This window comes from Clostridium gasigenes (assembly GCF_017348895.1).
GTDB lineage: Bacteria > Bacillota > Clostridia > Clostridiales > Clostridiaceae > Clostridium > Clostridium gasigenes.
On record NZ_CP071376.1, the window covers coordinates 944,720 to 971,525 of the forward strand.

The window sequence follows — 26,806 nt, forward strand, 5'->3', positions numbered from 1 at the left end:
GTTTCTTTAATACCTAAACTTATTAGGTTTTATTATTTTAATAATAACACAACAATTATATTCTAATCTCATATAAAGAATCTTTTACTGTTATTTCCTTTCATTTTTCTAAAAGATCTTCAAAAAAATAAATGCCTAGATTTAGTAATACTAAATCTAGGCATTTTATATTTAAATTATTTTTGTTCTATTATTATTTTCTTAGCTGTTAAGATTGATGTAGCACTCATTGAGAACTCATCTAAACCATATTCAACTAATGTTGCGATAGCTGCTTCATCTCCAGCCATTTCTCCGCACATTCCTACCCATTTACCATGTTTGTGAGCTCCATCAATAGTCATCTTGATTAATCTTAATACTGCTGGATGCATTGGGTTATAAAGGTATGCTACCTTTTCACTCATTCTGTCTGCAGCTAATGTGTATTGGATTAAATCATTAGTTCCTATTGAGAAAAAGTCAACATGCTTAGCTAATTCATCAGCACAAACTGCTGCTGCTGGAATTTCAACCATGATACCCCATTGTATAGTATCTGAATAAGCTATTCCTTCAGCTTTTAATTCAACCTTACATTCTTCAACAAATTCTTTTGCAGCCTGGAATTCTTCAAGGCCTGAAATCATTGGGAACATTACCGCTAAGTTTCCATGAATAGACGCTCTTAATAATGCTCTAATTTGAACTCTGAATATATCTTTTCTATCTAAACATAATCTTATAGCTCTATATCCTAAGAACGGATTCATTTCTTCTGGTAATGGTAAATATGGAAGAGTCTTATCTCCACCAATATCAAGTGTTCTTATAACAACTTGTTTACCTTCTGTTTTTTCTAATACATATTTATATGAGTTATATTGCTCTTCTTCTGTTGGAGCACTTTCTCTATCCATGTATAGGAATTCTGTTCTAAATAGCCCAACACCGTCTCCACCGTAAGCTAATACATTATCAACATCTTCTGGTTGACCTATGTTACCACAGACTTCTATTCTCTTACCTGACTTAGTCTTAGTCTTAACACCTATAAGTTTCTTTAATTCTTCTTCTTTTGCAATAAAAATTTCTTTTTTCGCCATATATTCATCAATTACTGATTGATCTGGGTTTATTATGCATATACCTTCAATACCATCAACTATTATTGAATCTCCTGTTTTTACTGAAGTTGTTATATCTTTTAATCCAACGATTGCAGGAATTTCTAATGTTCTAGCCATTATAGCTGAATGTGAAGTTCTTCCTCCGATATTTGTTAAAAAGGCAACAACCTTAGTTCTATCTAATTGTGCAGTATCTGATGGAGTTAAATCTTCGGCAACAACTATAGTATTTTCTTCAGTTATTCCTAAATCTTCTCCGCCTTTTCCTGCTAAGTTCGCTATTATTCTTTTAGAAACGTCTTTTATATCAGCCGCTCTTTCTCTCATGTATGTATTTTCCATTGCTTCAAATATCATAACAAATGTATTTGTTATGTTATCAACAGCTTTTAATGAATTTATGCTATTTGATTCTATTTCTAACATCATTCCACCAGTGAATTCTGGATCATCTAATAATGTAATATGTGCTTCAAAAACTTCAGCCTTTTCTTGTCCCATTGATTCAACTGCTTTAGCTTTTATTTTTTGTAATTGCTCTTTTGATGCATCTAGTGCATTTTGTAGAACAGCTTTTTCAGCCTCTACATCTTTTATCTTTGAATCTGTTATAATAATTTCCTCATGTTTTTGTAATAATACTTTACCAATTGCATATCCTTTGGATGCAGCTATACCTTTTTTCATTTATAAGATTCCTCCTTAATAATGACCATAAAAGCTTTACTATAAAATAGTTTAAAGCTTAATAGAAATACTAAACTACTTAATTTATTTTATTTTAACTACAATGTATTATAACATATTTTTTATATATGTTAATATAAATAATGTTTTTTTGAACTATTCTTTATTTTTTTAATTTTTCGTCATAACTCACAATATATTTTCTACCATTTATGTGGTATGGTAAAATCATATTAAGTAATTAAAATATTTTTTATTACGTTATTTTAGGAGGTTTACTATGTTAGTAAAATGTATAAATGATACTCGTTGTTCTAGTCTTTGTATTGGAACTGAATATCCAGTAATTGAAGAGGGCGCTAACTATTTTGTTGTTATCGATGATCACCTTAATGAAATTACAACTAAAAAAGAAAGATTTGTTATTGTAGAAGATAATGATATTTCAAAAAAAGCTAAGGCTACTATTAACGAATTAACTCACCAATTAGAAAATGGTTTTCCAGACATCAAAGATTTTAAAACAAGAAAAAATTCTAAAGGTGAAATAAAAGAAATTGTAATTAAATTTAATTATTAAATTATAATTAAAAATTCAAAAAGGCATTTAAACATAAGTTTACTTCATGTTTAAATGCCTTTTTCTATTTAATCATACTCAAAAAATAACAATCCCCTCTAAATCCACCTTGGCTTGTTATTTTTTCAGATTCCTTATAAGTCATCTATCAACGCGCCAGATTTTGCATAAGCTGTTGACTTTGCTTCAAAGAAATCTGTTTTAACTGAGTTTGCATCTGCAAGAGCATCAACCCACGCTGCCGGATTTTCCTCATAACCATCATATAATGGTTCTATTCCAATTGCTTTTAATCTTAAATTTCCTAAATACTTAATATAATCTTCTATTAATTTTTTATTTATGCCTTGTATGCTATCACCTATAACATAATGTCCCCAGGCTATTTCATTTTCAACACCTGTTTTCATCATACCTCTAAGATCTGCTAACACTTCTTCTGTAAACAGCTCTGGTTCTTCTTGTCTTAATTCTTTTAATATATTTCTAAATAACCAAAGATGAGTATTTTCATCTCTATTTATATATCTAATTTCCTGAGCCGATCCTGGCATCTTCCCATTTCTCTCTAAATTGTAGAAGAACATAAACCCTGAATAAAAATATATCCCTTCTAAAATATAGTTTGCCATTATAGTTTTAAGAAGATTATTTCCTGTTGGTTTTTCTAAAAATTCATTGTATAAATCTCCAATAAATTTATTTCTTTCTAAAAGTACTTTATCATTTTTCCATTGATACAATATTTCATTTCTTTTTTCTGGTGAACAAATTGTATCTAGCATATAACTATAACTTTGTGAATGAACAGCTTCTTGAAATGATTGAATTGTTAAACATAAATTAACTTCACTTGCTGTTATATAATTATTTATATTAGCTAAATTTGCAGTTTGAATAGAATCTAAAAATATTAAAAATGATAGTATCTTATCATAAGCAGTTCTTTCTTCTTTACTAAGCTTTTGATAATCTTTTAAATCTTGTGATAAATTTATTTCTTCTGGTATCCAAAAGTTATTCATGGACTGTCTGTACCAATCTGAAACCCAATTATATTTCATATTATTAAAATCATTAAGATTAGTAGTATTTCCATTTATAATCTTCTTTTTAGAAACTTCTGTATCTCCGAATTCATTAAAAAGTGGTTTTTTAGTTATTGACATATATATTCACTCCTCTTCTATCTTATTTCCTGTCCCTAAGCTGAGCAGCTTTCGCATTCACTTATTTCTAAAGATTTTGAACGTACATAATATATTGATTTAACCCCGCACTTACATGCTTCTATATATAAATTCATAATTTGTCTCATTGTATAATCTGTTGTTATATATAAATTAAATGATTGTCCTTGATCTATATGTCTTTGTCTTATTCCATTAATTTTTACACACCAATTTTGGTCTATATTATAAGCTGAATTATAATACCAATAATTATCTTCATTTAAATCCGGAGCTGTTTTAGGTATTATACTTCCCTTCTTTTCTTCAAGCCAGAATCTTGCCATTACTGGATCTACACCTTCTGAAGTCCCTGCTATTGTTGCTGTTGATCCATTTGGAGCGACTGCCATAAGGTATCCGTTTCTCATACCATAAGTATTAATTTGTTCTCTTAACTCATTCCACTCATCTGAATCATATCCTCTTAAAGTGAAATACTCACCAGTGTTCCAATCTGATCCTTCAAAACATTTATAAGATTCTTTTTCTTTGGCTATCTTCATACTAGCTTTTATTGCATGATAATTTATTCTTTCATAAATCTTATCAGCAAACTCTAAATGTTCCTCTGCTGTCCAGTGAATGAAATTATTTGCAAGCATATGATGATATCCACTAGTTCCAAGCCCTATTGCTCTGTATTTTTTATTAGTCACTTCTGCAAATGGTACTGAGTAGTAATTTAAATCTATTACATTATCCATAGCTCTAACTTGAGTTTCAACAACATATGCAAGTTCTTCATCATTTTTAACATCAACATTACCAAGAACTACTGATGAAAGATTACAAACTACAAAATCTCCAGCTTTAGTCTTTTCAACTATAATTGTATCGCCGTTTTTATCTACTATTTCTGATTTTTGGATCTCCATAGGGCTCATGTTCTGCATAATTTCTGTACATAAGTTAGATGAATAAATCATGCCCTTATGTTTATTAGGATTCATTTTATTTACTGTATCTCTATAAAAGGCAAATGGCGTTCCCGTTTCTGCTGCACTTTTTATAATTAATCTTACTAAATCCTTAACACACATAGATCTTTTTTCAATTCTATCATCTTCTACACATTCATAATATTTATTTTCCCACTCTTCTCCATAAAAATCTTCTAATGAATATCCCTTAGCCAGTCTAATTTCATGTGGACACATCATATACCAGTTAGCATCAATATCATTTTCAGCTAACTTCCAAAATAGGTCTGGGTAACATAACCCTGGGAAAACATCATGAGCTTTCTTTCTATCGTCTCCATTATTAGTTTTAAGCTGTAAAAATTCTGGCAAATCCTTATGCCATGCATCTATCCATATAGCAACAGATCCATTCCTAACTCCTAATTGATCAACGGCTACTGCTGTATCATTAAACAACTTAACCCATGGAATCACTCCACCTGATGCCCCTTCAAACCCTCTTATAGCAGAATGTAGAGCTCTTATTTTACCAATATAAATGCCCATTCCTCCACCAAATTTTGATACTTCTGCAAAGTTATCAAGTGATTTATATATTCCTTTTAAACTATCATCTACAGTATCTATAAAGCATGAACTTAATTGATAAAATGGTTTTCTAGCATTCGACATTGTTGGTGTTGCCATTGTGGCTTTTAATGAACTTAAAACATCATAAAATCTCTTAACCCAATTTAATCTATTTTCCTTTTTCTCTGGTATTGCTAAGTGCATAGCTATTCCCATAAACATTTGTTGAGGAAGCTCTAATGGATTTCTAGTAAAATCTTGTATTAAATATCTTTTCGCCAAAAGATTTATTCCACTGTATGTAAATAAGAAATCTCTTTCTGGTTTGATTTCTTTTTGTAATTCTAAAATTTCTTCTTTTGTATAGTTCTCCAATATGTACTTACCATATAAACCTTTTTCCGTTAGTTCAACAATAAATTCATATAAATTATCATAAGGATTTTCTTGATTTTCTAATTTTCTATCTCTCATTACCTCATCATATAACTTATAAACATATAATCTTGAAGCTGCATATTGCCATGATGGTTCCATATCTGAAGTTAGTTCTAATGATACCTGAATTAAGCAATCTCTTATTTCAGACTCTGTCATATTAGGTCTAATAATGTGGTCCATAGCTTTTATAAGCTTCTCTTCTTGATAAGTTCCATCTTCATCTCTTATATCTTTAATTGCCAAAGTACAAATTGCTTTTAAATAAGTCATGTTAACCCCTTCTCACTATATGTAGTATATTTTTTTATTTTTTATATTTATTTACACAATATATAGCCTATTATAATTTTTATTTTTTTATTTGTAAAATATAAAAAACCAATAGAACCAAAGAAAAAAGGAGGTATATGCAATTATACGTCCTTTTTCTATGGTTATTAATAATTTTTATCCGTTGACTTTTATATTCTTTTAATATTTATTGTTTTACTCTCATATTTTTAAAAATACATATTATTTTAATTTTTCAACCCATTGCTCTTCCTTGAAACCAACTAAAACTACTTCATCAGTTACTATAATAGGTCTCTTAACTAACATTCCATCTGTAGATAATATTTCTAAAAGTTCTTCTTGATCTAAAACCTTAACTTTATCTTTTAATTCCATTTCTCTATATAGCTTTCCGGATGTATTAAAAAACTTATTTATATTTAAGCCACTCTTAATTAACCATTCTCTTAACTCATCTTTAGTAGGTTTATTTTCTACTATGTGTCTATCTGTAAACTCTAATTTATTATATTCTAAAAATTTCTTTGCTTTTATGCAAGTTGTACACTTAGGGTATTCTATAAAAACTATACTCATAATACCTTCCTTTCTTTTATAATGACACTAAAAAAATATTAACCCTAATAGTTATTAGTTAAGAATTATTATAACATATCTATTCCCTTTTTCAATATTTAAACCTATTATTTATTTTACAATTACTTAGGAATTTTTATATATAGTTTAAACATATCACCTTCTACATCTATTTTAATATTTCCATTATGAAGTTCAACTATACTTCTAGCTATTGCAAGCCCTATACCAGATCCTTCAACAGCTGAATTTCTTGATTGATCCGCTCTTTCAAATCTTTCAAAAATCTCTTCTTCATTAAAATTCATCTCATAATTTGATATATTTTTAAAATCAATTTCAAGCTCATTATCCTTATTTGTAATATTTATATAAACTCTTGTATTATCTAAAGAATATTTAAGCGCATTTATTATTATATTTTCAAACACTCTAGACATCAGCTTTCCATCTAAGTTAATAACTAATTCATCCTCTTTAGATGACACCTTAAATTCAATATTTTTTTCTTCATATAGGCTGCTATATTCCCCAACACCCTGATGCACTAATGCTATTATGTCCACATCACTTTTATTTAATATCATTTTCCCACTATTTAATTTTGATACTTCAAATAAATCTTCTATTAATCCCTTAAGTTTCAAAGATTTCTTTTCAAGTATATCTAAATAATCTAATCTTTCATCTTCAGTAATGTTAGGATCCTTAAGTATATTTACATAGTTTATTATTGAAGTTAAAGGAGTTTTTAAATCATGTGATACATTTGATATTAATTCAGTTTTTAATTTTTCATTCTTAACTTTCTCATTAACTGCTATTTTATAGCCATCTTTAATCTGATTTATATTATCTACTAATTCCTTTACTTCCTTTTGTCCTATATCATCTATATCATAATCTAAATTTCCATCATTTAGCTTTTTGAGACCTTCATTTATCATAGCTATATCTAAAGTTTTTTTAACAGTATAAACAATGCATAATAAAGGTATTAGAACTATAAATAATGTTCCTTTAAAGGGGTATCTAGTTAGAAGTGTTAATAATAAATTTTGATTCCTAATAGATGCTACTAAATATAAGTAGGATACTATAACTATAAAAGCTGCAACAATAGCTGTTACAAGTTTATTTCTAGTGTATTTATACTTAAATCCATATCTTAGTACATAGAAAAGTCTATGTACTGTATTTATTTTCAAATTAACTTCTTTTCCATTTGTAACAATATTAATTAACAATTTAAAAAATAATAATATACTTATTATTGTTGTTACTATCATTAATTTTGCAGTAATAGCCTTTTCTCTAATTAACTCTTTATAGCCTTCTGGATATGTGTAATAAAACTCTTCATAATTAGACAACCCTTCTTTTTCGACATACTTAATATCACTATTTATATAGGAATTAAAAGTGTCTACATTATCAATCATGATATTTGCGAATCCTCTATTTTTTAAATATCTTAATACATCTTCTGAATCTATTAAGCCATAATTAGGTCCATAAAATTCTTCAAGTCCATAATCGCTTGTTATTATATTGCCTGTAGTTTTATTTAATATTGCATATTTATATGTATTTTTCAAACTTTCTCCATACACTTTAGCTTCAATTTTTTTATCTACATCATAATCTTCTATATATTTAAGATTATTTGATAAATAATAAATCATGTTTGCAATTTCTTCAGTTTCACTATAAATAGTGTCTTTTATAAATTTTTGTTCATTAAATAAAGAATCAAAAACCCCTGGTGTATTCTGCCTATTAAACTCTTTAACATAACTAATAGTTAAAAAACCTATTAAAATAACTAAGACTAATATTTCAATTCCCCATATTCCTCTTAAATATCTTTTAATTATCTCTTTCAATTTTATAACCAACACCCCATACCACCTTTATATATTCAGGTTCTTTTGTGTTAATTTCAATTTTTTCTCTTATTCTTCTTATATGAACTGTAACTGTATTTTCACTTCTATAAAAAGGTTCATCCCAAACTTTTTCATATAGCTCTTTAATTGAAAATACTTTACCTAAGTTTGAAGCTAATAAATGAAGTATTTTAAATTCTGTTGCCGTCGTTTTAACCTCTTCACCTCTAAGTATTATTACTCTTTCTTTACTATTAATTATTAAATCTTTAACTTGTATAATATCCTCATCAGTTTCTATATCTAAAGGCTTATCATATCTTCTCAGTTGTGACTTTACTCTTGCTACAAGTTCTAAATGGTTAAACGGCTTAGATAAATAATCATCTGCACCAACATTAAGCCCTAATATTTTATCACCATCATCAGTTTTAGCTGACAGCATTATTATTGGCATATTTCTTTTTTCTCTTATTTTCAAGCATGTCTTTATCCCATCTAATCTTGGCATCATTATATCTAAAACAACTAAATGTATCTTCTCCATATCTAATATCTCTAAAGCCTCTATTCCATCCTTGGCTTTATAAACTTTCATTCCCTCTCCACGTAAATATATTTCAATAGCATCTCTTATTTCTCTTTCATCATCGACTACAAGTACATTAAACATATTTTCACCTCATATTTATGTTTTTAAATTGTTCATTTTCTTATAATATTTCCTCTATATTTATCATAACTTATAATTATAAATTTTTCTAATTTATAAAAATTACAATTTTATTAAGTTAATTTTTTTATTAACTTTTTATTCGTTTTAATATATAATCATTGTGTACTATATAAAAGATTAATTCAAGGAGTAAATTTATGATACTAAAGATTAGACAAAATAAAACAGTTCTCTTAGATTTTATAATTATTTTCCTAGGCTGCTTAATTGCATCTCTTGGGGTAAATCTCTTTTTAACTAATGCTAAATTACTAAGCGGAGGTGCTACAGGCGTTGCACTAATTTTACAATATACTGCTAATATTTCTTCTGGTATTACAGTATTTATAATTAATTTACCATTATTCCTTATAAGCTATAAAAGGTTAAATAAAAGGTTCACTTTATATTCTGCTATTGGAATGATATCTCTATCACTTTCATTAATTATTACTAAACCATTATCGCAGCTTATAAAAATAGATGATATACTAGTTTACTGTATATACGGTGGTGTTTTATGTGGACTTGGATATGGGTTAGTATTTTTAAGAAATGGTTCTACAGGCGGTGTAGATATTATTACAATGGTAATCAGAAAAAAGTATCCTAACTTTGAAATAGGTAAGGTTAGCTTTGGCATAAACTGTATAATAGTTCTTATAGGAGCTATAATCTTTGGACTTCCTAAAGCACTATATACATTTATATCTATATTTCTTCAGAGTGTTGTAGTTGATAGGGTCCTTAATGGATTTAATAGCAAAAAGCTTTTGCTAATTTTAACTGAAAAAGAACAAGACATGATTAATTATATTATTAAAGATATGCACCGAGGGGTTACTTCTTTAATCGCCGAAGGAGAATATACACATAATAGAAAAAAAATGCTTTATTGTGCTGTTACTTCTTCCCAAATGATTCATGTAAAACTTAAACTTTTAAAAATTGATCCTAAAGCCTTTATTACTATAATAGATGTATCAGAGGTAAACGGAAAAGGCTTCCGCCATATTTAAAAAATAACAAATCAATAATTAAAAACTTATATTCTTTAATTAAAGTAAAAAAAGGTTTTATCATCTTTATTAGAGGGCTTCAAAAAATAACTAGTCATATTCTAGTCTATTTTTTTGGTCCTCTTAATGATAAAACCTTTTTTATTATCTTAATTTACTTACTTAACCGTATTAAGATAAGCTTCTTGACCTATTTTATAAAGATTATTTCCTTTTGAATCTATAACTACAATTAAAGGTAAATCTTTAACCTCCATCTTTCTTATTGCTTCTGATCCTAAATCTTCATAAGCTATTATTTCAGACTTAACTATACTTTTTGCAATAAGCGCAGCAGCTCCTCCTATTGCTCCAAAGTAAATACTTTTATTTATTTTTATAGCTTCTATAACTTCTTCACTTCTAGCACCCTTTCCAATCATTCCTTTTAACCCTAAATCTAAAAGAGCTTTAGTATATGGATCCATTCTATAGCTTGTAGTTGGACCCGCAGATCCAATTACTTCACCTGGCTTTGCAGGGCTTGGTCCAACATAATAAATAATCTCTCCATCTATATTAAAAGGCAATTCCTTTCCTTCATTAATCAAATCTATTAATCTCTTATGAGCCGCATCTCTGGCTGAATATATTGTACCTGAAAGCAAAATATTATCCCCAGCCTTTAGCCCTAAAACCTTCTCCTCCGTTAATGGTGTATTTATTCTTTTTTCCATATTAAAGTCCCCCTATAGTACTATCTCTTTATGCCTTGTAGCATGACAACTTATATTAACAGCTACAGGCAACCCCGCAATATGGGTTGGATAAGTTTCTATATTTAATCCAATCGCTGTTGTTTTACCCCCAAATCCTTGAGGTCCTATTCCTAATTTGTTTATAGTATCTAAAAGTTCAATTTCTAATTCTTTATAAAAATTAATCGTACTACCTTCATCAATAGGTCTAATTAGAGCCTTCTTAGATAAATATGCAGCCTTATCAAATGTTCCCCCTATTCCTACTCCTATAACCATAGGTGGACAAGGGTTAGGTCCAGCTTCCTTAACAGTCTCTATAATAAATTGTTTTACCCCTTCTATTCCATCTGCAGGTTTTAACATTTTTATTTTACTCATATTTTCTGATCCGAAGCCTTTAGGTGCAACTGTTATCTTAATATTATTACCAGCAACAATATCATAATATATAACAGCAGGAGTATTATCTTTAGTATTAACCCTATCTATAGGATCTTTAACTACAGATTTTCTTAATAATCCATCCTCATATCCTCTTCTTACGCCTTCATTTATAGCATCCTCTAATAATCCACCAACTATATGTACCTCTTGTCCAACTTCTATGAATACACAAGCCATACCCGTATCCTGGCACATAGGCATTTGTTCTCTTTTGGCTATATCCGAATTAATTATAATTTTATCTAATATATCCTTTGCTAAATCCCAGGTTTCTTCTTCTTTTGATTTTAGTAATGCACTTTTTATATCATTTGATAAAAAGTAGTTTGAGTTTATACATAAATTCTTTACAGCATCTGTTATTACTTCAACATTAATTTCTCTCATATCAATCACTCCTAGTATTAGGCACTTCCCAAAAATAATAGGTCAATTTACAGTCTATTATTTTTAAAAGCACTTTAATAAGTTAATTTTATTATTCTTTCACACTATTTACAATGCTTTGTAAATAAATAATCATATTATTAGATTTTACTTATTATAATTTAATAAGATATAATTAGGAGGTCACCTATGAATAATAAAAAACTTTATACCCTAGCTAATTTTATAATTTACTCTTTAATAACAGTACTAATAATTCTAATTACCTATAATGCATTAATCTTATATAAAAGATATAAAATACCTAAAATACCACAAAACAGTATTAATGTTTCTCCAAACTATAATGATGGTATTTCCGATATATTAGTAAATGATTAATATTTCGCCTATTATGTATAACTATCCTAATAATCTCTTTAAAATATTAAAAGTTGAAATTACACTCATTAAGGAAGCTTCAAAAGATAACTTATCAGATTCCGATTTATTTTGCGCTACGATATATCACAACCTTTACATAAACTGATTATGAGCATGTTATTGTTCTTCTCCTAGCCTAAAATATCATCTTAATCTTTGACGTGTTATTTTCTTTATGCTTCCTAATTCATATTCAAATAAATGACTGTAACTTTAATGATCTTCAAAAGTTAACAATTTCCTATTAAATAGACATATTATTATATTAATCTACATTGATTCTATTTTTATTCTATAGAGTTTCTAATAATGCTCCTTCCATTTCTAACCTTTCAACAAATTTCCTAGGAAATATTACTGATTAGTATTTATATTGTCTAATCCCTGAAAATACCTATCTATGCCTAAAGATAATCCTTCTACTAATCTATTCTGATGATCTTCGGTCTTTAACTTCGCTTCTTCTTCAGGATTTGATAAAAACCCACATTCAACTAACACTGATGCACCTTCATACTTATCTCTTAATATAAGATAAGCATCACCCGCTGATTTTGCAACTCTTTTATTATTATCCTCTACTTTTTCTTTTAGAGAATCTTGTATATTTTTAGCTAGTATAGAGCTTTTTTCATTTGATGCATGCCAAACTTGAGCTCCGTAACATTTACTTTGGGCAAACATATTTTGATGAATAGAAATAAATATATCACAATTAGTTTCCTTTTTCATTTCACATCTTTTCTTTAGATCCTCTCTCTTCTTTTCTCTAATTGTTGTTCCTTTGCTATATAATCCATCATCTGCCTCTCTCGTCATCACAACCTTATAACCCTTACTTTCTAAATTAACTTTTAGTTTTTTACTAATTTCTAAATTTATTCCTTTTTCAATAGTTCCTTGTTTAGATTTAGCTCCACCATCAAATCCACCATGGCCTGGGTCAATCAATATTACCTTTTGTTCACTTTCGTTTATAGTAGCCTTCACTGGCACCGTACATACTATAAAAAATATCATTAATATAGAAATTACTCTTAGTTTTCTCATATTTTACCCTCCATAAATTATTCTTATCTTATTTATTATGTTTCTTTATACTTTTATTATTCCGAATTAACTCTTATTTATATATATTAGACGCTATTTTTTATCTAGCGATGTTATTTTTTTTAAATTCTATGAAATTAAAATAAGGATATTAACATTTAATTAAATGTTAATATCCTTATTTCCTAATTCTACAAAGTAATTTAAATATACTTTAGACATTTCAAGAAATAACAAACCACTGATACATATATTGACTTGTTATTTTTTAAAAATTCCTTATGCTTCTATATTCTAATTATTTTCAATAACGCTTTCCGCTATATTAGTTGAATGATCTCCAATTCTTTCAAAATTGCTTATTACATCTAAGAATATAGCACCTGCATATGCATTACATGTTCCATCATAAAGTCTTTTAATGTGGAGTTCTCTATATTTTTTTTGAAGTCTATCAATATTAGATTCAACTTCTTGAATGCTTTTCGCCATTTCTAAATCTCTATTAATATAACTTTCTATAGCTATGTCTATGGCTTTAATAGTACTATCATACATTGTATGTAATTGTTGAATCGCTTCATCACTATATTCTAAATTCTTAGCAATTTTTTGAGATGCTAATCCAGCAATATTATCTGCATGATCTCCTATTCTTTCAATATCAATAACTGTATGGAATGTAGATGATACTATTCCTTGTTCTTTATCGGACAACTCGCATTTTGATAATTTTACCAAATAAGTAGTTATAGATTCATCTAAATCATTTATTATTTTTTCATTTTCATAAACCTTTTCTATTAACTTTATATCATTATTATCAAAGGCTTTCATTGCAAGTTTCAAACCCTTTTTAGCTTTATTAGCCATTCTAATTGTCTCTTTTACAACTTGTCCGGCTGCAATAACCGGTGTTTCCAATAACCTATCATCAATATATTTTACTCCACGGTCTTCTTCTTCATCTTGCCCTGGAATTATCTTATTAACAATTTTGATTAAAACTCCTGTTAATGGCAACATTACTGCAGTATTAACTAAATTAAATACTGTATGTGCATTTGCTATTTGTCTACTTACATCATCAGGACTAATTTTCGAAACTATCTCTCCTAAAATACCACTCATTAAAACTGGTATAAATAGTATTGTACCACCTAAATTAAAAATCAAATGTAACATAGCCGCTTTATGTGCTGTTTTATTTGTTCCAATTGTTGCAATCATAGCCGTAATACACGTTCCTATATTGCATCCAAATACTATTGGTAGCGCCTGTGTTATATTCAATACTCCTGTTGTTGCTAACGCAAGTAGTATCCCAGTAGTTGCTGATGAACTTTGAAGAACTGCTGTTAATATAGCTCCAGCAAGAATTCCTAAAAACATGTTATCGCCTACAGTTGCTAGTAATCCCTTGAATGCCTCTGTTTCTGCTAATGGTTTCATAGCGGCACTCATCATTCCCATTCCTGTAAATAATATACCAAACCCTAAAATTATATTTCCGATATCCTTTCTTTTCTTTACCTTAGCGAACATTACTATAAATGCTCCAAAGAAAACGAAAAGGGGTGCTATTGTATCCAATTTAAATGCTACTAATTGAGCTGTTACAGTGGTTCCTATGTTAGCCCCCATAATTATCCCAGCCGCTTGTGTTAAGTTCATTACTCCTGCATTTACAAATCCTACCACCATTACAGTTGTAGCGCTACTGCTTTGAATAATAGCTGTTACTATTGATCCAACTAAAACTGCAATTAAAGGATTCTTTGTTACTTTTTCAAGTATATTTTTTAGACCCTCTCCTGCTGCATTCTCTAATCCATCACCCATGAGTTTCATTCCATATATAAATAAACCTAATCCGCCCATTAACTTAATAATAACCATTAATGATTCCAAAGTTACTCTCCTTTGTTTGTCGTTTTTACAAACTTAGTTTACATCATTTATTAACATTTGTTAAGTAATTTATCTGATTTTTAACCTATTCTTAATATAACTCTACAAAATATGGACTTTTTCTTCATATTCTACGTAATAATTATTAAAATTTTTCATATTTTTCATTATATTCCATTTACATATTAAAAAAAATAACAAATCAACAGCCGATATATATTTTATGTCCATACGAAGATAAAACCCTCTAGTAATTATTACTATATGTGTTTTCATTATACTACGTGTAACGCAAAATAGACTAGCATATTGCCTTGTTATTTCTTGAATATGTTTTATATAAAAAAAATGGGAAAGAGGTATTCCCTCTTTCCCATATATAAGCAATACTATCTCTTTGAGAATTGTGATGCTTTTCTAGCCTTTTTAAGACCATATTTCTTTCTTTCTTTCATTCTTGGGTCTCTTGTTACGAAACCAGCTTTCTTTAATTCACCTTTAAGAGTTTCATCTGATTTGATTAAAGCTCTTGTTATTCCGTGTCTTATAGCTCCAGCTTGACCTGTAAATCCACCACCGTGAACATTAACTAAAACGTCGAATTTATCTTTAGTTGCAGTTAACATTAATGGTTGATTAACGATCATTATTAAAGTTTCTAAACCGAAAAACTTTTCAATTTCTCTGTCATTTATAGTAACTTTACCGTTTCCAGGTACAAGTCTTACTCTTGCAACTGATTGTTTTCTTCTTCCAGTTCCTAAATATTGAACTTTTGCCATTTTTTATTCCTCCTCGTGAGCGTATATTAGTACTTTAATTCAAGTACTTCTGGGTTTTGAGCAGCGTGACCATGATCAGCGCCTCTATATACTTTTAACTTAGTAAGCATTTTTCTTCCTAAAACACCTGTTGGAAGCATTCTTCTAACGGCTTCTTCAAAAGCGAATTCAGGTTTCCTAATTAATACTTCTCTGTAAGGAGTTTCTTTTAATCCACCTGGATAAAAACTATGCTTTCTCATTAATTTTTGATCTAACTTCTTACCAGTTAAAACAACCTTTTCTGAGTTAATGATTATAACAAAATCTCCGCAATCAACATTTGTTGTAAATGTTGGCTTATTCTTACCTCTTAAAATTGAAGCAACTTGGCTAGCAACTCTACCTAGTGGTTTACCAGCAGCATCAACTACATACCATTTTCTTTGAACTTCACTTGCTTTTGCAATATATGATTTCATATTTCTTCCTCCTTGAACTTACATTAAGCTTTACTTTTTTTCAAGTACTTCTTTTATATCAAGATCCTAGCTGATGGATCTTATATACATAACTAATCTAACATAGCTTATTATAATACACGCTTACGGGCGTGTCAACTTTTTTTTACTTTTATTTTGAATTAATAAAAAACCTCTTCAAGCACAAGCCCTAAAGCTGGCACGCACATTCCTGCACCTTTTCTATCTTGGTTGTCTATTATCATTTTTATATCTATTGGTAATTTCGTTCCTCTTCCAACCTGTAATAATGTTCCTACTATTATCCTTACCATATTATATAAGAAACCATCCCCTGTTATAAAAAACTTTATTTTATTCTTATTTATTTCTATATGTAAGTCACTTATAGTTCTTATTGTGGTCTTTACAGAGCTCCCATCACTCTTAAATGCTTTAAAATCATGTGTTCCTATAAAATATTTACAGGTTTCCGTCATTTTTTCTATATTTATCTTACCTCTAACATGATATGAGTAGCTTCTCCCAATAGCACTAGGTATTTCACTATTTAGTACAGTATAGGTATAAGTTTTCCCTTTAGAATTATATCTAGCATGGAATTCTTCCATCACCTCTAAAGAATTCAATATTACTATATCATCGGGGAGTTTTGTATTAATAGCTTCTTTAAAGCGATTCCCAGGAATACTACTATTAGTCTTAAAGTTAGCAACATAACCTCTAGCATGGACCCCTGAGTCAGTTCTTGAGCTACCTATAAGTTTGACATCTTCCCCGGTGACTTTCTTAATAGCAATTTCTATAGTGCCTTGTACCGTTGTTCCTAGTTTTTGCTTTTGCCAACCAAAGTAATTCGTACCATCATATTCTATTAGTAATTTAATATTCCTCATAATTTTCACCTTAGCCCTGTACTATTTTCTATATAAATACTCTTATTGATATACTTCCTATTAATAAAATTAAAAAAATAACAAATGCGACCATATCTTTTGATGAAAACATTAATTGTTTCATTCTAGTTCTTCCAGCTCCGCCTCTATACCCTCTAGCTTCCATAGCCATAGCAAGCTCATCAGCTCTTCTAAATGAACTTATAAATAGAGGAACTAATAATGGGATTAAACTTTTTGCTTTTTTTATAATTCCACCACTCTCAAAGTCAGCACCTCTTGCCTTTTGTGCCATCATTATCTTATCAGTCTCGTCAATAAGTGTAGGTATAAATCTTAACGCTATAGTCATCATCATAGCTAATTCATGAGCTAACTCTTTACCTATAGGTTTTAATAGCTTTTCTATTCCATCTGTTAATTCAATTGGTGAAGTAGTAAGTGTTAATACTGAAGTGCCCATAATTAAGAATATTAATCTTAAAGCCATAAATACAGCTATCCTTACCCCTTCTTCATATATGTTTATAAATCCATAGCTAAACAATAACTCTCCACCCTTAATCATAAAGATATTTAAAGTTGCTGTTAGTGCTATTAGAAAAAACACTGGTTTTAATCCCTTATACAGGTATCTTAGTGGTATTTTAGATGTATAAATAGTTAATAATAAAAAACCTACAATTAATGAATATCCCACAAATTTATCAATAATAAATAAACAAGCTATAAATAATATAGATAACACTATTTTTGTTCTTGGATCTAATTTATGCACGAAGGTCTCGCCAGGTATATATTGTCCAATAGTTATATCCTTTATCATTGCTTCTACGCCCCCTCCCTACTTTCTATTTTCTTTCAGTACTCGTAATAATTCTAATCTTCCTTGATCAACTGTAAATATATCTTCCGAAACATCAAAGCCCTTTTGTTTTAATGATCTCATTAAATATGTTACTTGTGGAACTCCCAGCCCTATGCTTTCCAACTTATCTATTTCCTTAAATACTTTAGCAGGAACACCTTCTAGCACTACCCCACCTTTACTCATAACAATAATTCTTTCCGCCACTTTACCTACATCTTCCATGCTATGACTTACTAAAACTATAGTCATTTTATATTTTATATGTAATGTCTTAATTTGAGCTAAAATGTCATCTCTACCTTTTGGATCTAGTCCAGCTGTAGGTTCATCTAATATTAATATCTTAGGCTCCATAGCAACCACACCCGCTATGGCAACCCTACGTTTTTCTCCACCACTTAAATCAAAAGGCGACTTATCCTTATATGTTTCATAATCTAAACCTACCATTTCCATTGATTTCTTAACTCTCTTAGTTATTTCCTCTTGTTCTAATCCAAGATTTCTTGGTCCAAACTCTATATCTTTTTCAATACTTTCCTCAAATAATTGATATTCAGGATATTGAAATACTAATCCAACCTTTTTTCTTATGTCCGAAAGTTTAACTTCTCCTCCTGTTATATCTACATCATCTATGATTATTCTTCCACTACTTGGTTTTAATAATCCATTCATATGTTGTATTAATGTTGATTTACCTGAGCCAGTATGTCCTATTAAAGCTATAAACTCTCCATTATTAATTTCTAAATTAACATTATCTAAAGCTACCTTTTCAAAAGGTGATTTAGGCATATATATGTATTTTAAATTTTCTATTTTAATTGACATAAAGCATTCACCATCTCATCCACATTTAAAATTTTTGTCGTAATATCAATACCAGCTTTCTGTAATTCATAGCATAGTTCTGTAACTTGTGGTACATCTAATCCAATTTTTTTCATAGTTTCAACTTTTGAAAATACTTCCCTTGGTATTCCTTCAAGTATTATTTCACCCTTATCCATAACAATAACTCTATCAGCTTTAGCTGCTTCATCCATATAATGGGTAATTAATACAATTGTAATACCATACTTTTCATTTATCTCTTTTATATTATTTAAAACTTCTTTTCTACCCGATGGATCTAACATGGCTGTTGGTTCGTCAAAAATAATACAATCTGGTTTCATAGCAAGTATCCCTGCTATGGCAATCCTCTGCTTTTGTCCACCTGATAAAAGATGTGGAGCGTGTCTTTTATATTCGCTCATACCAACTTTTTCCAAACTTTCATCTACTCTCTTTCTTATCTCACTTGGTTCTACGCCTAAGTTCTCTGGTCCAAACGCTACATCTTCTTCTACAATAGTCGCAACTATTTGATTATCAGGATTTTGAAAAACCATACCAGCTTTAGATCTTATACTCCATAGATTATTAGCATCAGAGGTATCTAATCCATCTACTATAACAGTTCCACTACTAGGAACTAAAAGTGCATTCATATGCTTTGCAATTGTTGATTTTCCCGATCCATTATGACCTAATATCACTAAAAACTCACCTTTTTTTACATTAAGGCTTACTTCTTTTACTGCATATAATTCTTCTTCGCCTTCATTAACCGTATACTTGAATGATAAATTTTCACATTTAATCATTGAATTTTCCATATAGGACCTCCATATATTATCATTATTTATAACTACTAAACGCTATATAAAATTCCAGTTGTGTATATACACATAAAAATATTATATTATATAATGAAACTATTTACTATTATTAATTTAAGTAAAAATTTATACACTGTTTAATATTTATTTATATAAGAAAACAGGGATTAAGTTAAAAACTTAATCCCCTAAAATATTATACTAATTCAAGTATAACCATTTCAGCTCCGTCCCCTCTTCTAGGGCCCGTTTTGTACATTCTAGTGTATCCACCATTTCTTTCTGCGTACTTTGGAGCTATATTATCAAATAAATTTTGAACTACTGCTTCTTCTTGAACAAAAGCTAAAACTTGTCTTCTAGCGTGAAGATCTCCTCTTTTTGCTAAAGTGATCATCTTTTCTGCTATTTTTCTAGTTTCTTTCGCTCTTGTATCAGTTGTTTGCATTTTACCATGCTTTAAAAAGCTTGTAACAAGGCTTCTTAGCATAGCTCTTCTTTGGTCAGTAGCACGACCTAACTTACGATAACCTGCCATATGGATTTACCTCCTTACTCATCGTTTAGTCTTAATCCTAAGCTTAATTCCTTAAGCTTTCTTTCGACTTCCTCTAAAGACTTCTTTCCTAGATTCCTTACCTTCATCATATCATCCATAGACTTTCCAGCAAGTTCTTGAACTGTATTTATTCCAGCTCTCTTTAAACAGTTATATGATCTAACTGATAAATCAAGTTCCTCAACAGTCATTTCTAGTACTTTTTCTTTTTTGTCTTCTTCTTTTTCTATCATTATCTCTACATCATTAGTACTGTCGCCTAATGACATAAATAATTTAAAATGCTCTATAAGAATTTTTGATGATAAGCTTATCGCTTCATCAATTTTAATAGTTCCATTAGTCCAGATTTCTAAAGTTAACTTATCATAATCAGTAATTTGACCTACTCTAGTATTTTCTACTGTAAAGTTAACTCTTTTAACTGGTGTATATATTGAATCTACAGCTATTGATGATATTGAAAGTTCGTCACTCTTATTTTTGTTCTGAGTAACATATCCTCTACCTTTATTAACTGTTAATTCCATATATAACTTTGCATTATCGTCTAATGTTGCAATATGTAGGTCTTTACTTACAACTTCAACGTCTCCATCAGTTTTTATATCTGCACCTGTAACTTCTCCTGGTCCTTGAGCATCTATATATATAGTCTTAGGACCATCACCATTCATTATTAACGCTAAAGATTTAATGTTTAAGATTAACTCAGTAACATCTTCCTTAACGCCTTGTACAGTTGAGAATTCATGAAGTACTGTATCTATTTTTACAGATGTTGTTGCCGCACCTGGAAGTGATGATAGTAATATTCTTCTTAGAGCATTTCCAAGAGTTATACCGTATCCTCTTTCTAGTGGTTCAACCACATATTTACCATAAGTACCGTATTCATTCGCTTCTATACATTCTATCATTGGCTTTTCTATTTCTAACATGTACAAACCCTCCTTATATTTAAAATGGCAACCTTATTCTGAGGGCAACTGATTCTATATTTGGGACTAAGAACAAGTCTTAAAATCCCAAATAATAGTTTATTACTTGCTATATAACTCAACAATAAGAGTTTCGTTAACTGGAACGTCAATGTCTTCTCTTGTTGGCTCAGCAACTACTTTACCTTCATAGTTTTCAACGTTAGCTTCTAACCATTTTGGTAGAGTTTTTGGATTTTCAACAAAAGTCTTGAACTTTTCAGTTCCTCTGCTCTTTTCACAAACTGAAATCACATCATTAACAGAAACTCTGTATGATGGAATATCAACTTTTTTACCATTTACTAAGAAATGACCATGATTAACTAATTGTCTAGCTTCATTTCTTGAAGCACCATATCCTAGTCTGTAAACAACGTTATCTAATCTCATTTCTAATAATTTAAGTAAGTTTTCACCAGTGATACCCCTCATATGGTCAGCCTTTTCGTAATAAGTTCTGAATTGGCCTTCTAATACTCCGTATATTCTTCTAGCTTTTTGCTTTTCTCTTAATTGAACTCCATAGTTAGAAACCTTTTTCTTAGCCGCTCCATGTTGTCCTGGCGCATAGCTTCTTCTAACAAAAGCACATTTATCTGTAAAACATCTATCTCCCTTAAGGAACAGTTTCATACCTTCTCTTCTACATAATCTGCATGTAGCTCCAGTATATCTTGCCATTAATTACACCTCCTAGACTCTTCTTCTTTTTGGTGGTCTACATCCGTTGTGAGGAATTGGAGTAACATCTTTAATTAGAGTTACTTCTAATCCTGCTGCTTGTAGAGATCTTATTGCTGCTTCTCTACCTGAGCCCGGTCCCTTAACGTAAACTTCTATACTCTTTAAACCGTGTTCCATAGCACCTTCTGCTGCTTTTTCTGCTGCCATTTGTGCTGCAAATGGAGTACTTTTTCTTGATCCTCTGAATCCTAAAGATCCTGCACTTGACCATGATAAAGCATTTCCTGACGCATCAGTTAAAGTAACTATTGAGTTATTGAAAGTTGACTTGATGTGTGCAGCACCATGCTCAACATTCTTTCTCTCTTTTTTTCTTCTAGTCTTTTTGACTTTTTGAGCTGCCATCGAATTCCCTCCTCACTACTTCTTCTTATTTGCCATAGTTTTCTTTGGACCTTTTCTAGTTCTTGCGTTAGTTTTAGTCTTTTGACCTCTAACTGGAAGACCTTTTCTATGTCTGATTCCTCTATAACATCCTATTTCTACTAATCTCTTAATGTTTAAAGAAACATCTCTTCTTAAGTCACCTTCAACCATTATACTCTTAGTTATGAAATTTCTGATTTCATTTACTTCTTCTTCGCTAAGATCTTTAACTCTAGTATCTGGATTAACTCCAGTAGCTGCTAAAATCTTATGTGAAGTAGAAAGTCCTATTCCATATATATATGTTAGACCTATCTCAACTCTTTTTTCTTTTGGTAGATCTACTCCTGATATTCTTGCCATTAAAACTTACACCTCCTGATAATTGAAATGCATAAAAGTTAATTATTTTTGTGCTTTATATAATAAAATTTTAGGTCGATAGATTTTTATTCATCTATCGGTCAGCCGCCCTAAAATTTACTTATTTAATTAAAATGCCTATATAATCATATGTGACTTTAAAGTAAATGTCAATAATTATTATATAGTAATATAATACTTTTTTGCCTAATACTTAATTATATTAGCCTTGCTTTTGCTTGTGCTTAGGATTTTCACAGATAACCATTACTCTTCCTTTTCTTCTTATAACTTTGCACTTTTCGCAAATAGGCTTAACTGATGGTCTTACTTTCATCGCTAACCCTCCTTGTAATTGTTCTGGTAAGTAATTTAATACTCCCCTTATTTAGCTCTCCAAGTAATTCTTGCTCTACTTAAATCGTATGGAGATATTTCAAGTGTTACTTTATCTCCTGGTAGAATTCTTATGAAATTCATTCTTAGTTTGCCTGATATATGTGCTAAAATCGTTTGGCCACTTTCTAGTTCAACTTGGAACATAGCATTTGGTAAAGATTCTAATACAGTACCTTGCATTTCTATAACATCATCTTTTGACATAAGGTAATCAACCCTCCTTAACAATGCTTTTAAGTTTTAGAAATCTCTTGATTTTTAAATCAGCACCTCTATTTTTTGATGATATTAAAACTTTAATATCATCACTTATATCATCTAAAACAAGTAAATGTTTTAGTTTCTTTTTCTTCGGCATCTGAATTGTTTTTGTGTTTCCATTGCTTAAAAGCATATAGTCATTATCTATGCAATCTACAATCACATATAAACAACTTTTATCCCTTCCAGCAACAGAAGAAACTACTTTCCCAATCAAGTCATTGTTTTGCAAATTTTTTCACCTCGATGATTACCTTAGCCATAAATCTACAAGTCACCTTGTGGTATCATGCGAATTTATAACTAAGCAACACTATTTTAAATTAGTGTTAATATTTCGGGTCCATCTGGTAAAATTACAACAGTATTTTCGTAGTGCGCAGATAGACTTCCGTCACTAGTTACTACGGTCCAATCATCGTTTAATGTTTTAACTTTATAGGTTCCAACATTAATCATTGGTTCAATAGCTAAAGTCATTCCAGCTATTAATTTTGGACCTCTCCCCGCTTTACCAAAATTAGGTACTTCGGGATCTTCGTGTACAACTCTACCTATACCGTGTCCTACGAAATCTCTCACTACAGAGAAACCTGAAGCTTCTACGTAGTTTTGTATCTCATGTGATATATCAGTTAGTCTATTACCTACTTTTGCATATTCAATTCCCTTAAAGAAACTTTGTTCAGTAACTCTAATTAAATCTTTAGCTTTATCAGATACATTTCCAACAGCAAATGTTCTAGCTGCATCTCCATGAAAACCATTTATACAGGCTCCACAGTCTACACTAATTATATCGCCATCTTTTAATACATAACTTCCTGGTATCCCATGAACTACATGCTCGTTAACAGATATACATAGTGAAGCAGGAAACCCATATAGCCCTTTAAATGAAGGCTTTGCTCCATGCTTAGTTATAAATTCTTCTGCTATTTTATCTAATCCAGCAGTAGTTATACCTGGTTTAACATTTTCTCCAACAAGTAATAATGTCTCAGCGACTATTTTTCCAGCAATTCGCATTAAATCAATTTCTTTTTCGCTCTTAATAATTATCATTATTTTTTGCTCCCTAAAATTGTGCAAATACTTTCAAAAACTTCATTAATAGCTTCTGTTCCATCTACTGTTGAAAGTAAGTTTCTTTCCTTGTAAAAATCAATCAGTGGTTGCGTTTGTCTTTCATACACATCAAGTCGCTCTCTTACAGTCTCTTCTACATCATCTTTTCTTTGGACTATATCACTACCACATACATCACATTTACCTTCAACCTTTGTAGGATTGAATTTAATATGATAACTAGCTCCACAAGATTGACAACCTCTTCTTCCTATCATTCTTTCCAAAATAAATTCCATAGGTACTTCTATTAATAAAGAAGTATCTAGTTTTTCATTTCTTTCAGTTAAAAAGTTCTGAAGTGATTCTGCTTGAAAAACTGTTCTTGGGAATCCATCTAAAAGATATCCACCCGTGCAGTCCTCTTGAGCAAGTCTATCTTTTACCATATTAATGGTAACTTCATCTGGAACTAAATGTCCCTTATCCATGTGTTCCTTAGCTTCTATTCCTAAAGGAGTATTTTGAGAAATATTCATTCTGAAAATATCTCCTGTTGAAATATGTGGTATAGAGTATCTATTACTAATTGATTTTGCCTGTGTTCCTTTTCCTGCTCCAGGAGGACCTAATAAAATAATCTTCACGGGCATCATCTCCATTATTAATCTATTTTAAGAATCCTTTATAGTGACGCATTACTAATTGTGAGTCAAGTTGTCTTGAGAAATCCATGGCAACTCCAACTATTATTAATAAAGACGTTCCTCCAAAACTGATTCCTTTTAAAGCTGTATAATTTTCAATTAATATTGGCGTTATTGCAAGGAATGCTGCAAATAATCCTCCGATTAGAGATACTCTTGTAAGTACTCTTTCAAAAAACTTTTCTGTTGCTTCCCCTGGTCTTATTCCTGGGATAAAACCTGCTGATTTATGCAGATTCTCTGCCATCTCATCTGGTTTGAATGTTATTTGGGTATAGAACCAAGTAAAGAATACAGTAAATATAGAATAACAAACTGGATACATCCAGGAATTCTTATTAAATATACTATATTTGCTCCCGGTTATCGCCATTGCCCATTCTTTATCCGGAAAGATTGTAGCTATTGTCTGTGGAAACATCATAACTGACATAGCAAATATTATCGCTATTACTGCTGATCCAATTATGCTTAATGGTATATGAGTAGTTTGCGCTCTCGCAACCTTATTTCCTACAGCTTTTCCTGCATATTGTACTGGTATTCTTCTTTCTGCTAAAGAGAAAAATACAGCTATAAACAGCAATGCTGCTACAAATATTAAGAATAACGCAATTTCTATTATTCCAATTTCACCAGACTGTTTTCCAACCGCTAAGGTTTTCGCAGTTTTGGGTAATTGGGATATTATATTTACAAAAATTAATATGGATATTCCATTACCAAATCCCTTTACAGTGATTTGATCACCAAGCCACATACAGAATGTAGAGCCAACAACAAGTGTTACTATAAGTACTAAAACTTGAATTGCAGTGAATCCAGCTGTAGCACCTGTGCCTCTTATCATTGAGTATGTTCCAAATGCAAGAATACAACCAATTGCTATAGAAAGAATTCTAGTTATACTTTGAATCTTCTTTTTACCATCTTCTCCTTCTTTAGAAAGTTGCTCTAATGAAGGAATGGCAATAGTAAGCAATTGCATAATAATCGATGCATTTATATATGGTGTAACACTTAACGCGAATATACTAAAATTACTGAAAGCTCCACCGGAAATTAAGTTGTAAAATCCAAGCAAACTATCTGATTCTATTAATCCAGATAAGTATTCTGTTCCAATCCCAGGAACAGGAAGATGTATTCCTATCCTAAAGATTGCAACTAAGAATATAGTCCATAAAAATCTTTTCTTTAATTCGGGAACCTTCCAGGCATTACGTAGGGTTAATAGCATACTAAATCACCTCAGCTTTTCCTCCAGCTGCTTCTATCTTTTCAACAGCTGACTTTGAGAATTTACATCCTTTAACAGTTAAGCTTTTTTCTAATGTCCCGTTACCTAAAATTTTAACTCCATCTAATCTTTTGCTTATTACTCTTCTTTCAAGTAATAATTCTGGAGTTATTTCAGTTCCATTTTCAAATATATTTAATCTATCAACGTTTATACTAACGATTTTCTTAGCAAATATATTTGTGAATCCTCTCTTAGGAAGTCTTCTAAATAGTGGCATTTGACCACCTTCGAATCCTGGTCTTGTTCCTCCACCTGATCTAGAGTTTTGGCCTTTTTCACCTTTTCCGGCATTTCTACCAGTACCTGAACCAGTACCTCTACCAAGTCTCTTAGGAGCTTTTCTACTTCCTTCTGGTGATTTTAATTCATGAAGTTTCATTACACAA

The 26,806-nt window shown here is 30.2% G+C and carries 31 protein-coding genes; 3 read left to right on the forward strand and 28 right to left on the reverse strand.

Annotated features, from left to right (window positions below):
- Nucleotides 1-176: 176 nt before the first annotated feature.
- Nucleotides 177-1,796, reverse strand: a complete 1,620-nt coding sequence (gene ptsP / locus J1C67_RS04580; RefSeq protein WP_089969180.1) for a phosphoenolpyruvate--protein phosphotransferase — start codon at nt 1,794-1,796, stop codon at nt 177-179.
- 280 nt (nt 1,797-2,076) lie between these two features.
- Between ptsP and J1C67_RS04585 the strand changes: the two genes are divergently transcribed.
- Nucleotides 2,077-2,376: a hypothetical protein gene (locus tag J1C67_RS04585; protein WP_167866877.1), complete on the forward strand. Its 300-nt coding sequence runs from the start codon at nt 2,077-2,079 to the stop codon at nt 2,374-2,376.
- 134 nt (nt 2,377-2,510) lie between these two features.
- On the opposite strand, the gene J1C67_RS04590 is transcribed toward J1C67_RS04585, so the two are convergent.
- The 5 genes from J1C67_RS04590 to J1C67_RS04610 all read right to left on the reverse strand — a co-directional run bounded on the left by J1C67_RS04590 (nt 2,511) and on the right by J1C67_RS04610 (nt 8,974).
- Nucleotides 2,511-3,545 (reverse strand): ribonucleotide-diphosphate reductase subunit beta, encoded by a 1,035-nt coding sequence (locus tag J1C67_RS04590; protein WP_167866876.1) that lies wholly within the window; start codon nt 3,543-3,545, stop codon nt 2,511-2,513.
- Between the two features lie 35 nt (nt 3,546-3,580).
- Nucleotides 3,581-5,812, reverse strand: a complete 2,232-nt coding sequence (locus J1C67_RS04595) for a ribonucleoside-diphosphate reductase subunit alpha (RefSeq protein WP_167866875.1) — start codon at nt 5,810-5,812, stop codon at nt 3,581-3,583.
- 243 nt (nt 5,813-6,055) lie between these two features.
- Entirely contained in the window at nt 6,056-6,412 is a 357-nt protein-coding gene (locus J1C67_RS04600) for an arsenate reductase family protein (protein ID WP_167866874.1), read from the reverse strand.
- Between the two features lie 122 nt (nt 6,413-6,534).
- Nucleotides 6,535-8,313: a sensor histidine kinase gene (locus J1C67_RS04605; RefSeq protein ID WP_242873969.1), complete on the reverse strand. Its 1,779-nt coding sequence runs from the start codon at nt 8,311-8,313 to the stop codon at nt 6,535-6,537.
- On the reverse strand, nt 8,282-8,974 hold the full coding sequence (locus J1C67_RS04610) for a response regulator transcription factor (RefSeq protein WP_089969163.1): 693 nt from the start codon (nt 8,972-8,974) through the stop codon (nt 8,282-8,284). The genes J1C67_RS04605 and J1C67_RS04610 overlap by 32 nt, the downstream gene beginning before the upstream one ends.
- A 200-nt stretch (nt 8,975-9,174) precedes the next feature.
- Here J1C67_RS04610 and J1C67_RS04615 point away from each other — a divergent pair, with 200 nt between their 5' ends.
- Nucleotides 9,175-10,035: a YitT family protein gene (locus tag J1C67_RS04615; RefSeq protein WP_207713922.1), complete on the forward strand. Its 861-nt coding sequence runs from the start codon at nt 9,175-9,177 to the stop codon at nt 10,033-10,035.
- 158 nt (nt 10,036-10,193) lie between these two features.
- Here the strand turns inward: J1C67_RS04615 and J1C67_RS04620 are convergent, their stop codons facing one another.
- Both J1C67_RS04620 and J1C67_RS04625 read right to left on the reverse strand, forming a co-directional pair.
- Complete coding sequence (locus tag J1C67_RS04620; RefSeq protein ID WP_167866873.1) at nt 10,194-10,751, reverse strand: Fe-S-containing hydro-lyase; 558 nt, start codon at nt 10,749-10,751, stop codon at nt 10,194-10,196.
- A 12-nt stretch (nt 10,752-10,763) separates the two neighbouring features.
- Nucleotides 10,764-11,606 (reverse strand): fumarate hydratase, encoded by an 843-nt coding sequence (locus J1C67_RS04625; protein WP_167866872.1) that lies wholly within the window; start codon nt 11,604-11,606, stop codon nt 10,764-10,766.
- A 189-nt stretch (nt 11,607-11,795) separates the two neighbouring features.
- Between J1C67_RS04625 and J1C67_RS04630 the strand changes: the two genes are divergently transcribed.
- Nucleotides 11,796-11,987, forward strand: coding sequence for a hypothetical protein (locus tag J1C67_RS04630; RefSeq protein WP_089969150.1), 192 nt, complete (start codon nt 11,796-11,798; stop codon nt 11,985-11,987).
- Nucleotides 11,988-12,383: 396 nt separating this feature from the next.
- On the opposite strand, the gene cwlD is transcribed toward J1C67_RS04630, so the two are convergent.
- The 20 genes from cwlD to rplO all read right to left on the reverse strand — a co-directional run bounded on the left by cwlD (nt 12,384) and on the right by rplO (nt 26,799).
- A complete protein-coding gene (cwlD, locus tag J1C67_RS04635) occupies nt 12,384-13,079 on the reverse strand; it encodes an N-acetylmuramoyl-L-alanine amidase CwlD (RefSeq protein WP_089969146.1) in 696 nt (231 codons plus the stop codon).
- A 294-nt stretch (nt 13,080-13,373) separates the two neighbouring features.
- A complete protein-coding gene (locus J1C67_RS04640) occupies nt 13,374-14,990 on the reverse strand; it encodes a Na/Pi cotransporter family protein (RefSeq protein WP_089969142.1) in 1,617 nt (538 codons plus the stop codon).
- Between the two features lie 389 nt (nt 14,991-15,379).
- The gene (gene rpsI, locus J1C67_RS04645) at nt 15,380-15,772 is read right to left on the reverse strand and encodes a 30S ribosomal protein S9 (protein WP_089969136.1); all 393 of its coding nucleotides are present in this window, start codon (nt 15,770-15,772) and stop codon (nt 15,380-15,382) included.
- A gap of 26 nt (nt 15,773-15,798) precedes the next feature.
- The gene (gene rplM / locus J1C67_RS04650; protein ID WP_089969132.1) at nt 15,799-16,233 is read right to left on the reverse strand and encodes a 50S ribosomal protein L13; all 435 of its coding nucleotides are present in this window, start codon (nt 16,231-16,233) and stop codon (nt 15,799-15,801) included.
- A 161-nt stretch (nt 16,234-16,394) separates the two neighbouring features.
- Nucleotides 16,395-17,129 carry a tRNA pseudouridine(38-40) synthase TruA gene (gene truA, locus J1C67_RS04655; protein ID WP_167866871.1) on the reverse strand — a complete coding sequence of 245 codons (735 nt, stop codon included), beginning with the start codon at nt 17,127-17,129 and terminating at the stop codon, nt 16,395-16,397.
- Between the two features lie 28 nt (nt 17,130-17,157).
- Entirely contained in the window at nt 17,158-17,955 is a 798-nt protein-coding gene (locus J1C67_RS04660) for an energy-coupling factor transporter transmembrane component T family protein (RefSeq protein WP_167866870.1), read from the reverse strand.
- A gap of 18 nt (nt 17,956-17,973) precedes the next feature.
- Nucleotides 17,974-18,834, reverse strand: a complete 861-nt coding sequence (locus J1C67_RS04665; protein WP_089969123.1) for an energy-coupling factor transporter ATPase — start codon at nt 18,832-18,834, stop codon at nt 17,974-17,976.
- A complete protein-coding gene (locus J1C67_RS04670; RefSeq protein WP_089969120.1) occupies nt 18,819-19,664 on the reverse strand; it encodes an energy-coupling factor transporter ATPase in 846 nt (281 codons plus the stop codon). The genes J1C67_RS04665 and J1C67_RS04670 overlap by 16 nt, the downstream gene beginning before the upstream one ends.
- A 199-nt stretch (nt 19,665-19,863) precedes the next feature.
- On the reverse strand, nt 19,864-20,205 hold the full coding sequence (gene rplQ / locus J1C67_RS04675) for a 50S ribosomal protein L17 (RefSeq protein ID WP_089969117.1): 342 nt from the start codon (nt 20,203-20,205) through the stop codon (nt 19,864-19,866).
- 14 nt (nt 20,206-20,219) lie between these two features.
- On the reverse strand, nt 20,220-21,167 hold the full coding sequence (locus J1C67_RS04680; RefSeq protein WP_089969114.1) for a DNA-directed RNA polymerase subunit alpha: 948 nt from the start codon (nt 21,165-21,167) through the stop codon (nt 20,220-20,222).
- Nucleotides 21,168-21,269: 102 nt separating this feature from the next.
- Complete coding sequence (gene rpsD / locus J1C67_RS04685; protein WP_089969111.1) at nt 21,270-21,890, reverse strand: 30S ribosomal protein S4; 621 nt, start codon at nt 21,888-21,890, stop codon at nt 21,270-21,272.
- Nucleotides 21,891-21,902: 12 nt separating this feature from the next.
- Nucleotides 21,903-22,298, reverse strand: a complete 396-nt coding sequence (gene rpsK, locus J1C67_RS04690; RefSeq protein WP_089969108.1) for a 30S ribosomal protein S11 — start codon at nt 22,296-22,298, stop codon at nt 21,903-21,905.
- 15 nt (nt 22,299-22,313) lie between these two features.
- A complete protein-coding gene (gene rpsM / locus J1C67_RS04695) occupies nt 22,314-22,682 on the reverse strand; it encodes a 30S ribosomal protein S13 (RefSeq protein ID WP_089969105.1) in 369 nt (122 codons plus the stop codon).
- Between the two features lie 223 nt (nt 22,683-22,905).
- Nucleotides 22,906-23,019 (reverse strand): 50S ribosomal protein L36, encoded by a 114-nt coding sequence (gene rpmJ, locus J1C67_RS04700; protein WP_039312872.1) that lies wholly within the window; start codon nt 23,017-23,019, stop codon nt 22,906-22,908.
- Between the two features lie 47 nt (nt 23,020-23,066).
- The gene (infA, locus tag J1C67_RS04705) at nt 23,067-23,285 is read right to left on the reverse strand and encodes a translation initiation factor IF-1 (RefSeq protein WP_089969102.1); all 219 of its coding nucleotides are present in this window, start codon (nt 23,283-23,285) and stop codon (nt 23,067-23,069) included.
- Between the two features lie 7 nt (nt 23,286-23,292).
- A complete protein-coding gene (locus J1C67_RS04710) occupies nt 23,293-23,574 on the reverse strand; it encodes a KOW domain-containing RNA-binding protein (protein ID WP_089969099.1) in 282 nt (93 codons plus the stop codon).
- A gap of 86 nt (nt 23,575-23,660) precedes the next feature.
- Nucleotides 23,661-24,407, reverse strand: a complete 747-nt coding sequence (map, locus tag J1C67_RS04715) for a type I methionyl aminopeptidase (protein WP_089969096.1) — start codon at nt 24,405-24,407, stop codon at nt 23,661-23,663.
- Nucleotides 24,407-25,057, reverse strand: coding sequence for an adenylate kinase (locus J1C67_RS04720; RefSeq protein ID WP_167866869.1), 651 nt, complete (start codon nt 25,055-25,057; stop codon nt 24,407-24,409). The genes map and J1C67_RS04720 overlap by 1 nt, the downstream gene beginning before the upstream one ends.
- Nucleotides 25,058-25,079: 22 nt before the next feature.
- The gene (secY, locus tag J1C67_RS04725; RefSeq protein WP_089969091.1) at nt 25,080-26,357 is read right to left on the reverse strand and encodes a preprotein translocase subunit SecY; all 1,278 of its coding nucleotides are present in this window, start codon (nt 26,355-26,357) and stop codon (nt 25,080-25,082) included.
- Between the two features lies 1 nt (nt 26,358).
- Entirely contained in the window at nt 26,359-26,799 is a 441-nt protein-coding gene (gene rplO, locus J1C67_RS04730) for a 50S ribosomal protein L15 (protein ID WP_089969090.1), read from the reverse strand.
- Nucleotides 26,800-26,806: the final 7 nt, after the last annotated feature.